Source organism: Streptomyces sp. SM1 (assembly GCF_002910825.1).
Classification (GTDB): Bacteria; Actinomycetota; Actinomycetes; order Streptomycetales; family Streptomycetaceae; genus Streptomyces; species Streptomyces okerensis.
On the sequence record NZ_NEUB01000625.1, the window covers coordinates 1 to 11,069 of the forward strand.

The 11,069-nt window shown below is 72.6% G+C and carries 10 protein-coding genes and 2 pseudogenes; 10 read left to right on the forward strand and 2 right to left on the reverse strand.

All coding sequences use genetic code 11. From position 1 onward, the window contains the following. The 7 genes and pseudogenes from B9S61_RS15825 to dnaK form a co-directional block, all read left to right on the forward strand. Nucleotides 1–572 (forward strand): annotated as a pseudogene (locus B9S61_RS15825) (hypothetical protein); the annotation flags it as partial. 44 nt (nt 573–616) lie between these two features. Then, on the forward strand, nt 617–1,159 hold the full coding sequence (locus tag B9S61_RS15830; RefSeq protein ID WP_103542838.1) for a hypothetical protein: 543 nt from the start codon (nt 617–619) through the stop codon (nt 1,157–1,159). A 185-nt stretch (nt 1,160–1,344) separates the two neighbouring features. Continuing rightward, complete coding sequence (locus B9S61_RS15835) at nt 1,345–2,406, forward strand: ATP-binding protein (RefSeq protein ID WP_103542839.1); 1,062 nt, start codon at nt 1,345–1,347, stop codon at nt 2,404–2,406. Continuing rightward, a pseudogene (locus tag B9S61_RS15840) lies at nt 2,403–4,219 on the forward strand (hypothetical protein). Before B9S61_RS15835 ends, B9S61_RS15840 begins: the two are co-directional and overlap by 4 nt. A 99-nt stretch (nt 4,220–4,318) precedes the next feature. Then, the gene (locus tag B9S61_RS15845) at nt 4,319–4,747 is read left to right on the forward strand and encodes an OsmC family protein (protein ID WP_103542840.1); all 429 of its coding nucleotides are present in this window, start codon (nt 4,319–4,321) and stop codon (nt 4,745–4,747) included. 79 nt (nt 4,748–4,826) lie between these two features. Further along, nucleotides 4,827–5,570, forward strand: a complete 744-nt coding sequence (locus B9S61_RS15850) for a glycerophosphodiester phosphodiesterase family protein (protein ID WP_103542841.1) — start codon at nt 4,827–4,829, stop codon at nt 5,568–5,570. 88 nt (nt 5,571–5,658) lie between these two features. Beyond that, nucleotides 5,659–7,518, forward strand: a complete 1,860-nt coding sequence (gene dnaK, locus B9S61_RS15855; protein ID WP_103542842.1) for a molecular chaperone DnaK — start codon at nt 5,659–5,661, stop codon at nt 7,516–7,518. Nucleotides 7,519–7,879: 361 nt separating this feature from the next. Here dnaK and B9S61_RS15860 read toward each other — a convergent pair whose 3' ends face one another. Beyond that, the gene (locus B9S61_RS15860) at nt 7,880–8,743 is read right to left on the reverse strand and encodes a helix-turn-helix transcriptional regulator (RefSeq protein ID WP_103542843.1); all 864 of its coding nucleotides are present in this window, start codon (nt 8,741–8,743) and stop codon (nt 7,880–7,882) included. 237 nt (nt 8,744–8,980) lie between these two features. Between B9S61_RS15860 and B9S61_RS15865 the strand changes: the two genes are divergently transcribed. After that, entirely contained in the window at nt 8,981–9,406 is a 426-nt protein-coding gene (locus B9S61_RS15865) for a hypothetical protein (RefSeq protein WP_103542844.1), read from the forward strand. Here the strand turns inward: B9S61_RS15865 and B9S61_RS15870 are convergent. After that, nucleotides 9,388–10,230 carry a helix-turn-helix domain-containing protein gene (locus tag B9S61_RS15870; protein WP_103542845.1) on the reverse strand — a complete coding sequence of 281 codons (843 nt, stop codon included), beginning with the start codon at nt 10,228–10,230 and terminating at the stop codon, nt 9,388–9,390. The genes B9S61_RS15865 and B9S61_RS15870 overlap by 19 nt on opposite strands. A 145-nt stretch (nt 10,231–10,375) precedes the next feature. On the opposite strand from B9S61_RS15870, the gene B9S61_RS15875 reads away from it, so the two are divergent. Together B9S61_RS15875 and B9S61_RS15880 are read left to right on the forward strand one after the other, a co-directional pair. After that, on the forward strand, nt 10,376–10,681 hold the full coding sequence (locus B9S61_RS15875; RefSeq protein ID WP_103542846.1) for a 4a-hydroxytetrahydrobiopterin dehydratase: 306 nt from the start codon (nt 10,376–10,378) through the stop codon (nt 10,679–10,681). A 5-nt stretch (nt 10,682–10,686) separates the two neighbouring features. After that, nucleotides 10,687–11,069: class I SAM-dependent methyltransferase (locus B9S61_RS15880; RefSeq protein ID WP_146064857.1), on the forward strand; the 383-nt coding region annotated here is incomplete at its 3' end.

Sequence of the window (11,069 nt, forward strand, 5' to 3'; positions counted from 1 at the left end):
GTCCCTCGCGCGGCTCCGAGCCCGTCGTGCTCGCCTCGGGCAACCTGGGCCTGATCTCCTTCCCGGACGTGCAGCACCGGATGACCAAGGAGGAGATCGACGCCCGCCACCCCGCGCTGCTGCCGACCCTGGCCAACCACCCCGGCATCGGCTTCCTCCTGGTCCGCAGCGAACGCCACGGCGGGGTCGTGCTCGGCGCGTACGGCGCGGAGATCCCGCTGGACGAGCTGGACGACGATCCCGGACCCCTGGCGGCCTTCGGCCCCGGCGCCGCCGACGTCGTGCGCCGCACCCACACCTTCCCGCACACCGCCGACATCATGGTCAACTCCTTCCACGACCCCGCGGACGGCGAGGTGCTGGCCTTCGAGGAGCAGATCGGCTCGCACGGCGGCCTCGGCGGCGCCCAGTCCCGCCCCTTCCTGCTGTCCCCGCTCACCCTGTCGCCGCCCGTCGCCGAGGGCACGGTCCTCGCCGGCGCCGAACAGGTCCACCGGGTACTGCGCCGCTGGCTGACGGAGGCGGACGACGCGGAGCTGCCGTCGGCTCCGGACCACAAGCGCGCGGCCTGAACCCGCCGTTGCCCCGCCCGCCACGGCCTGGCGATGATAGCGCGATGAACCCGCGCGACGCGGCCCCCGACGACGACGCGACGAACCCGCACGCCGCGTACACGCCCGACGCGCTGCGGGGGCTCGACCCTGCCGTGCGCGCGGACATCCTGTGCGTCCTGGACCGTGTTGCCCGGGACCTCCCCGCCCACTGGAGCCGCCGCGAGGGCGTCCCCCAGCTCCTGGTGTTCCTCGACGGCCACGGGGACGCCCGGGTGGAGCGGACCGGTCTGCGCGAGAGGGCCGAGTACGGGTATCTCGACGAGCTGCACCGCTGGGTCCGCGGCGTCCCGGCCGCCAAGGCCCGGGAGCACGGCTGCGCCGCGCTGGTGTACGGCAACCGTATCCACGCGAGGATCAACCGGATCGGCCCCTTCGGGGCGGCCCGGTTCGCCCCGGACACCCACGTGGCGGTCTGTGTGGCGCACCGGGACGCGTCGCTGGCGCCGGGCTTCTCGTTCACCCTCGACACCGTGGGCCGGTTCTTCCCTCGGCTGGTCCTCCACGACTGGGTGGCCGAGACCCTCGACCGTGCACGGCGGGGCTGACGCGGCGGAAAACGCGTTGCGCCGCCTCCGCGCGGCGCAGTTCACTGGCTCCGGTGCCCACGGTGAGCGGCGTGACCCGGGTGATCCCAGAGACCCCCGGCCCGGCCGCCGGCTTCTCGGCGCCCTCGCGGCCTTCCCCCTCCCCGTTCTCCCTTCTCCCTTCCCGGACCTCCAGGAGCCCTTGCGTGCAGGCAGCCGTCACCGTCACCCCCTCCCGTGTCCCGGAGCTGCTGCTCGGTCTGGCGACCGTGCGGCCGGTGTTCCTCTGGGGGGCTCCCGGTATCGGAAAGTCCTCCCTGGTCAGGGAGTTCGCCGAGAGCCTGGGCCTGGAGTGCGTGAGCCTGCTGGGCACCCAGCTCGCCCCCGAGGACCTGATCGGTGTGCCGCAGATCCGCGACGGCCGCTCGGTGTTCTGCCCGCCGCAGGCGATCGCCCGTGACGAGCCGTACTGCCTGTTCCTGGACGAGCTCAACGCGGCCACCCCGGACGTGCAGAAGGCGTTCTGCTCGCTGATCCTGGACCGCCGTATCGGCGACCACGAACTGCCCGAGGGCTCCATCGTCATCGGCGCCGGCAACCGCGCCACCGACAACGCGCTCGCCCGCCCCATCGCCTCCGCGCTGATCAACCGGCTCACCCACGTCCATCTCGAGGTGTCGGCCAGGGACTGGCTGGTCTGGGCGGCCGGCAACGGCATCCACCCGTGGGTCACCGACCACCTCACCGACCGCCCCGACCACCTGTGGTCCAAGCCGCCGAAGACCGAGGAGCCGTTCTCCACGCCCCGCTCCTGGCACATGCTCTCCGACGCGCTGCACTCCTTCGGCCGCGACCTCGGCGAGGACACCCTGAAGGTCCTCGCCCACGGCACGCTCACCCCCGCCCACGCGACCGCCTTCTGCGGCTACGTCAAGATCGTCCGCAGCCGCTTCGGGATCGACGCCGTCATCAAGGGCGAGGCCCGCTGGCCGCACCGCGTCGAGGACCGCGACCTGCTCCACTACCTCGCCGAGTCGTTCCGCGGACGCCTGGTCAAGGAACTCCCGGCGTCCAAGGAGCACATGTCGGCGAACGGCCGGCAGACCGCGTACCGCGCCAAGTCACTGCTCGTGCAGCTCGCCGAGATCTCCGTCGAGGTCGCCCAGACCGTCATCGCCTCCGACGACGACGGCAACCCGGTCCTGCCGGCCTGGTTCCTCGTCGAGGCGGCCCGCGACATGCCCCGGCTGGTGGAGGCGCGCCGGTGAGCCGCGCCCACGCGAAGGGGCCGCAGAACGCGAAGGGGCCGAAGAAGCGGGACCTCGCGCAGGAGGCGTTCGACGCGGGACTGCGGCTGGTGCGGGCCAACCCCGCGCTGGCCGCCGTCGACTTCGACGTCTGCCGCCGGGAGGACTGCGAGCTCGCGCCCCGCGACGGGCTGGTGCGCGTGGACTCCGAGGCCGTCCTGCACGCCCATCCGGACCGCGTGGCCGACCCGGATGCCTGGGCGTGGGCCCTCGCGCACGCCGTCCTCCATCTCGGCTTCGGTCACGTCCCGGCCGCGAAGGGCACACGCGAGCAGCCCGACCACGGTGAGCTCGCCGCCCGCTGCGTCGTCGTCAACCGCTTCCTGCTCGGCTTCCCCGTCGGCAGGACCCCCGACCTCCTGCCCGCCGCCTACCCCGACGGCGACGAGGAGCGGCTCGCCGCGGGCTGGCGCCGGGACGGGGTCCCGGCCGTGTACGAGCGCTGCGGCACGGCGGCCGGCGTGGCGGACCTGTTCCTCCTGCCGTGGGACGGCTGGTACGGACAGCCACCGGACCACCAGCTGGCGTTCGCCACCGCCCTCACCCGCACCGTCTCCGCGGCGATGGACATGGCGGGTGGCCGCCGCGACACCCTGGACGGCAAGCCCGTCCCCCGGCGACCCTGGGAGCGGGCGCTCGGCTGGTTCGTCTCCTCCTACCCCCTGCTCGGCGGCATCGCGGCCGGAATCACGTCGGTCGCCGACGCCGAACTCGCGCGCGCCCACGGCATCTCCGTCGCCGCCGTCGACGCCGCGGCCGGGGAGACCCACGTCAACCCGCTGCGGCGCCTCGAAACGAGGAATGGCGGTTCGTCCTCGCCCACGAGATGCTGCACGCCGCCCTGCGCCACGGCGACCGCCGCGGCGGACGCGACCCCTTCCTGTTCAACGTCGCCTGCGACTACGTCGTCAACGGCTGGCCGCGCGAGATGCGGGTCGGCACCATGCCCGAGGGCCTGCTGTACGACAAGGAACTCGACGGACTGTCCGCCGAGGAGGTCCACGACCGGATCGCCGTCGACCTGCGGCGCATGCGCCGGCAGGCCACGCTGCGCGGCAAGGGGCTCGGCGACATCCTCGGCGGCCCCCTCGGCCCGCCCCGCGACCACGTCGACCTCGACGGGTTCTACCGCCGCGGCCTCGCCCAGGGACTGGACCTGCACGACCGGCAGGAGCGCGGCTTCCTGCCCGCCGGACTGGTCCAGGAGATCCGCGCGCTCAGCCACCCCCCGGTGCCCTGGGACGCCCGGCTGGCCCGCTGGTTCGACGAGTTCGTGCCGCGCCCCGAGCCCCTCCGCTCGTACGCGCGTCCCTCCCGACGCCAGGCCTCCACCCCCGGCATCCCCCGGGCGGGACGGTACTTCCCGCCCGAGGAGATCGCCCGCTGCACCTTCGGCGTGGTCCTGGACACCTCCGGCTCCATGGACCGGGTCCTGCTCGGCAAGGCCCTCGGCGCCATCGCCTCCTACGCCGAGGCCCGCGACGTACCGGCCGCCCGCGTGGTGTTCTGCGACGCGGCACCGCACGACGCGGGATACGTGCCGGTCACCGAGATCGCCGGGAGGGTGCGGGTGCACGGCCGGGGCGGCACCGTCCTGCGGCCCGGCATCGACTTCCTCCAGCGCGCCGACGGCTTCCCGCCCGCCGCACCGGTCCTGGTCATCACCGACGGATGGTGCGACGTCCTGCGGGTCCGCCGTGAGCACGCGTACCTGATCCCGCGGGGCGCGCGGCTGCCGTTCACCCCGAGAGGGCCCGTCTTCCGGGTGAGTTGAGCCGTGATGTGATCGGATGGGGGAGGGTGCCCGGTGATCCGGGCACCCGGACCGAGCACCGCCGGACACACGGCCGGACATTTTTCGAAAGGATGCGTCATGGCAGCCACGCGCTCCGCACACACCGTTTGGGAAGGCAGTCTCTTCAAGGGCAGCGGGGTCGTCGCCTTCGACTCCTCCGGCGCCATCGCCGAGCAGCCGGTCACCTGGGCGTCGCGTGCCGAGGAGGCGAACGGGAGGACCAGCCCGGAGGAGCTGATCGCCGCCGCGCACTCCAGCTGCTTCTCCATGGCCCTGTCCAACGGTCTCGACAAGGCCGGCAACCCGCCGACCAAGCTGACCACCTCCGCGGACGTCACGTTCGTGCCCGGTGAGGGCATCACCGGAATCCACCTCACCGTCGAGGGCACCGTCCCCGGCCTCGACGAGGCCGGTTTCGTCGCCGCCGCCGAGGACGCCAAGGTGAACTGCCCGGTCAGCCAGGCGCTGAAGGGCACGAACATCACCCTGACGGCCAAGCTCGCCTGACCCGCTCGCCGCGTCGAGCCGCCGCGGGCCGCTCCGCCCGGGGCGGCCCGCGGCCCGTCCCCTCCGGGAGCCGGCCACCATGACGTCACGCCCCGCCGTCTCCGCCCACCGCGGTGGCTCCGAGCGCGCCGCCCCGGCCACCTGGGAGGCCTACGAGGACGCGCTCGTCTCGGGCGCGGAGTACGTCGAGTTCGACGTCCGTCGCACGGCCGACGGCGTCTTCGTCGTCCACCACGACCCCCGTGTACGGCGCACCGGGCCGCCGCTGTCCGCGCTCACCCACGCCGAACTGAACGAGCGCGCCGGATACCCCGTGCCCGTCGTGGACGAGGTCATGGAACTGGTCGCGGGGAGACTCGTCGCCCACCTGGACCTGAAGGAGACCGGCCACGAGCGGGAGCTGACCGACCGCGCGGTCGCCCTGCTCGGCGAGGACGGCTTCGTCGCCACCACCCTCGAGGACCGCTCGGTCGCCGCCATCACCGCCGCCCATCCGCGCGTGCGCACCGTCCTGTCCCTCGGCCGGGACGGCACGGGCATCGGCCGGCGCCGCCTGGTGGCCACCCGCGTCAGCGAACTGCTCCCGATGCGCCGGGTCCGCGCCTGCGGCGCCCACGGGGTCGCCGTGCACCAGCGTCTGGCCCGCGCCACCGTGCTGCGTGAGGCGGCGCGTAACAGACTGTTCACCATGGTGTGGACGGTGAACGAGGACGCTGCCCTGCGGGGCTTCCTCGGCGACCCGCGCGTGGACGTGCTGATCACGGACCGTCCGCGGCGCGCCGTGGAACTGCGGGAACAAGCGGACGCCCACACCTCTCATTGACAACCACCCATTCAAACCATTGACAACAGGGCGCTCAAGTTTTGTGCTGGTAGTCCGGAGAGGTGCCCTGAGGCGGAAGGGGACAGCGATGGGACGTGCCGTCGGAATCGACCTGGGAACCACGAACTCGGTGGTGGCCGTGCTGGAGGGCGGCGAGCCCACCGTCATCGCCAACGCGGAGGGGGCGCGTACGACGCCCTCCGTGGTGGCCTTCGCGAAGAACGGCGAGGTGCTGGTCGGCGAGGTGGCCAAACGGCAGGCCGTGACGAACATCGACCGCACCGCCCGGTCGGTCAAGCGGTACATGGGCGACGCCCAGTGGCGCTTTCCCTCGGAGGGCTCCGTCGACGGCACCCGCTTCACGGCGCAGGAGCTGTCCGCCCGGGTACTGCAGAAGCTGCGCCGGGACGCCGAGTCGTACCTCGGCGAGGACGTCAGCGACGCGGTGATCACCGTACCGGCGTACTTCGACGACACCCAGCGGCAGGCCACCAAGGAGGCCGGGGAGATCGCCGGCCTCAAGGTGCTGCGGATCATCAACGAGCCCACGGCGGCGGCCCTGGCGTACGGCCTCGACAAGGAGAACGAGCAGACCGTCCTCGTCTTCGACCTGGGCGGCGGCACCTTCGACGTGTCGCTGCTCGACATGGGCGACGGCGTCATCGAGGTGAAGGCCACCAACGGCGACACCCACCTCGGCGGCGACGACTGGGACCAGCGCGTCGTCGAGTACCTCGCCAAACGCTTCAAGGGGCACTACGGCGTCGACCTGGCGCAGGACAGGATGGCGGTGCAGCGGCTGCGGGAGGCCGCCGAGAAGGCGAAGATCGAACTGTCCTCGTCGACCGAGACCACCATCAACCTGCCCTACATCACCGCCTCCGCCGAAGGCCCGCTGCACCTGGACGAGAAGATGACCCGCGCCCAGTTCCAGGAACTCACCGAGGACCTGCTGGAGCGCTGCAAGAAGCCCTTCCACCAGGCCGTCAAGGACGCCGGCGTGAAGCTGTCCGCGATCGACCACGTCATCCTCGTCGGCGGCTCCACCCGGATGCCCGCCGTCACCGACCTGGTCCGCGAACTCACCGGCAAGGAACCGCACAAGGGCGTCAACCCCGACGAAGTGGTGGCCCTCGGCGCCGCCCTCCAGGCCGGTGTCATCCGCGGCGACGTCAAGGACGTGCTGCTGCTCGACGTCACGCCGCTGTCCCTCGGCATCGAGACCAAGGGCGGCATCATGACCAAGCTGATCGAGCGCAACACCACGATCCCCACCCGGCGTTCGGAGATCTTCACCACCGCCACCGACAACCAGCCCTCCGTCGGCATCCAGGTCTACCAGGGCGAACGCGAGATCGCCGCCTACAACAAGAAGCTCGGCGTCTTCGACCTCACCGGCCTGCCGCCGGCCCCGCGCGGCGTCCCGCAGATCGAGGTCGCCTTCGACATCGACGCCAACGGGATCATGCACGTCTCCGCGAAGGACCTCGCCACCGGGCGCGAGCAGAAGATGACCGTCACCGGAGGCTCGGCCCTGCCCAAGGACGACATCGACCGCATGATGCGCGACGCCGAGCAGTACGCCGAGGAGGACCGCGCCCGCCGCGAGACCGCCGAGACCCGCAACCAGGGTGAGCAACTCGTCCACCAGACCGAGAGGTTCCTGCGGGAGAACGAGGACAAGGTGCCGGGGGACACCAGGTCAGAGGTCCAGGCGGCCGTCACGGAACTGAAGGGGCTGCTGGAGCGGGAGGCCGCGGACACGGCCGAGCTGCGCGCGGGCGTGGAGAAGCTCGCCGCGGTCAGCCAGAAGATGGGCCAGGCGATGTACGCGAATCCCTCCGGGGGTGCCGAGCAGGACACCGCCCCGCCCCGGGACGACGAGGGCGTCGTGGACGCGGAGATCGTCGACGAAGACAACGAAAAGCGCAACAACGGACCAGCCTGACCTCGCCCGGCCTGCGGTCCTCCGCCGCAGCTGCGGTCAGGCGGCCTACCGCGTTCGCGACGACGGCGCGTTCTGCTCCGGCCTGCGGTCCTCCGCCGCAGCTGTGGGCAGTCGTGCCTCCCCCAGAGGGGTGCCCCCAGGGCGGCACGGGTGGGCGCAGCGGCACCTGGCCAACGACGTGAGTGAAGCGGTGTCGGTGCGGGCCGGGGGCGACTGCGCAACCCGGCGTGAGCGGGGTGCCGTCGCGCCCACCCCCCACTCTCGGCTTCGCTCGAGCGGGGGACCCCCATCGCCCTGCGGCACGACTGCCCGCGCAGACGGAGACGGGAGACGGAGGGCGGGAGGGCTTGCGGGATGGTGGTCAGTAGTGTTCGCGGCACTCCCGCAGGAGCTTCTCCGTACGGTGTGTCGAGGCCGCCCGAGCCGTCATGTGGTCCAGCACCTCCAGGTGCACGGAGACCTCCTTGCGGGAGTCCAGATACAGCGCACCGGTCAGGTACTCGGTGAACACCATGTCCGGCAGCTCCGGCTCCGCGAAGCGGAACAGCGAGAACGGCGCGTACGTCCCCGGATGCGGCCCGTCCGCGAACTCGGCGATCTGCAGCGTGACCTGGTCCCGCGCGGAGTAGTCGAGCAGTTTGTCGAGCTGGTCGCGCATCACCCTCCCGTCGACGCTCACCGGCCGCCGCAGCACCGTCTCCTCCATCAGCACCCACAGGTGCGGCGGATCGGAGCGCTCCAGCAGCCGCTGCCGCTCCATGCGCAGTGACACATGCCGCTCGACCGCGTCCCGCCCCGCGTTGCCGATGGTCCCGGCCTCCAGGACGGCACGGGCGTAGTCCTCGGTCTGCAGCAGCCCCGGCACGAAGTGCGGCTCGTAGGAGCGGATGATCCGGGCGGCGCCCTCCAGGCTCACGTACAGGCTGAACCACTCGGGCAGCACATCGTGGTACCGCTGCCACCAGCCCGGCCGGTTCGCCTCCTCCGCGAGCTCCACGAACGCGTCGGACTCGCTCTCGGCCACCCCGTACGCGGTCAGCAGCAGCTGGACGTAGGGAATTTTCAGCGCGACCTCGGCCATCTCCATCCGCCGCACGGTCGCCGGCGCCACCCGCAGGATCCGGGCAGCCTCCTCCCGCGAGAGGCCCGCGGCCTCCCGCAACTCGTACAGCCGCCTTCCCAGAACCACCTGGCCCACGGTCGGTGCGGCCCGCCGCTCACTCAACGCCACGCCTCCCCAACGCGCCCGGGCATGGGCTCAGTCTGTCATGTTCCTCCGACACTCTCACGAGCCACGGTGATCCGCCCTGTTTCCCTGCTCCCCACGGCCCTTACCCGGCAGGTAATCGACGCCGCCCGGCTCCCACGGGATCGTGGACGCACCGGGTTCCGGGCCGGCGCACTCCGGCCCGGGATCCGGCACCCCGCACCGCGACGGAACCCCGACGGAGGGTGATTCATCATGTCCGCGACCCCGATTGCCACGCTCGCCCGGACGGTGGAGCCGCAGCTGATGCTGCGCCGCTTCCTGGCCCTCGACGCCGCGGTCACCGGCGCCAACGCGCTCGCCTACCTCGTCCTCCCGGGCACGCTGGGACGTTTCCTCGGCGCCGGTACCGGCCTGCTCCTGCTGCTCGGCGCGATCCTCGCCGTGTACGCGACGGGTGTGGGGCTGCTGGCATCCCGGCCGCACCCGCCGGCGGCGGGCGTACGTGTTGTCGTCGAGGTCAACCTCGCCTGGACGGCGGTGAGTCTCGCCGCGCTCGCGCTGTGGCTCACCCCCACCACGGCGGGTGCCGTGTGGACGGTCCTCCAGGCGCTCGTGGTGGGGGCCTTCGCCGTGCTCCAGCACCTTGCCCTCAGGGCACGTCAACTCAACCAGGTCTGAAGGTACTTGGCCGTCGCCGGGTCGGCCGGGAGCAGCGTCTCCACGGCCAGCTCGGCGACCGTCACGTCCATCGGCGTGTTGAAGGTCGAGATGGACGACACGAAGGACAGCCGCCGCCCCTCGTGCTCGACGACCATCGGCAGCGCGAAGTACGCCACCGGCTCCCCGGGTTCCTCCGGGTGCCGTCCGCCGGTGTCCGGCACCGGGTACGCCGCGACCTCCTCGTACAGTGCCCGCAGCGGCTCGGAGCGGCGCAGCGCGATGTGCCGCCGCATCTGCTCCAGCAGATGTCCGCGCCACTCGCGCAGGTTCAGGATCCGCGGCGCCAGCCCCTGCGGGTGCAGGGTGAGCCGTACCGCGTTCAGCGGCGGTGTCAGCAGCGCCGGAGGCATCCCGTCGAACAGCATCATGACCCCGCGGTTGGCCGCCACGACGTCGTACATCGCGTCCACCACCAGCGCCGGATACGGCTCGAAGGCGCCGATCAGCCGCTCGATGCCGTCGCGGAGCGCGTCCAGCGCCGGATCGTCCAGCGGGGTGTGCGGGAACCTGGGCGCGTAACCGGCCGCCAGCAGCAGCGCGTTGCGCTCGCGCATCGGGACGTCCAGCCGCTCGGCCAGCCGCAGCACCATCTCCTCGCTGGGCCGGGAGCGGCCGGTCTCGATGAAGCTGATGTGCCGGGCGGAGGAGTCGGCGCGCAGGGCCAGCTCCAGCTGGCTGACCCGCCGCTGCTCCCGCCAGGCCCGCAGCAGCGGGCCCACACCCCCGGCGGCGGAGGGGGAGGCGGAGGCGGCGCGGGACGGGCCGGTCGGGACGGTGGTCATGTCAGGGACGGTAGTCGAGAAGCGGCGTACCGGGGAGCGGCGGGGGAGCCGCCCGCCCGTGGCCAGGGCCCCGGTGGCCCTTCTGTGGCAGCCTGGGAGTCCGGCACGAGAGCCGGATCCCGAACCCGGTGAAGGAGTGCGGCCCATGCCCGTCGAACCGCTGTCGCAGAAGGAGCTCGAGGACCGGCTGGCCGGACTGCCGGGCTGGTCGCTCGACGGGGACCGCCTCACCCGCTCCTACCGGCTCGGCTCGCACTTCGCGGCGACGGCGATGGTCGTCCACATCGCCCGGGTGCAGGAGGAACTGGACCACCACTCCGACCTCACCCTCGGCTACGACACCGTGTCCCTGTCCGTGCACACCCACAGCGCGGGCGGCGCCGTCACCGCCAAGGACGTCGAGCTCGCCCGCAGGGTGGAGGACCTGGCGCCCGGACACGGTGCACACTGAGGCGTGTGCTGGACTACGACGAGGAAGCGGAGCGGTACGACACCCTGCGCGGCGGTGAACCCCGGGCCGCGGCCGCCGCCGACGCCGTGCTGAGCCTCGTACCGGGCACCGCGCGCGATCTGCTGGACGTGGCCTGCGGTACCGGCATCGTGACCCGGCGGTTCTCCACCGCCCGCCCCGGCCTGCGGGTGACGGGCGCCGATCTCGCGCCGTCGATGACCCGGATGGCCGCCGCCCGTCTGCCGGGTGCCGTGGTCCGCGCGGACAGCCGCCGGCTGCCCTTCGGCGACGCCCGGTTCGACGCCGTCGTCAGCGTGTGGCTGCTGCACCTCATGCCCGGCCCCGAGGAGGTACGGGCGGTCGTCGGCGAGTGCGCCCGCGTCCTGCG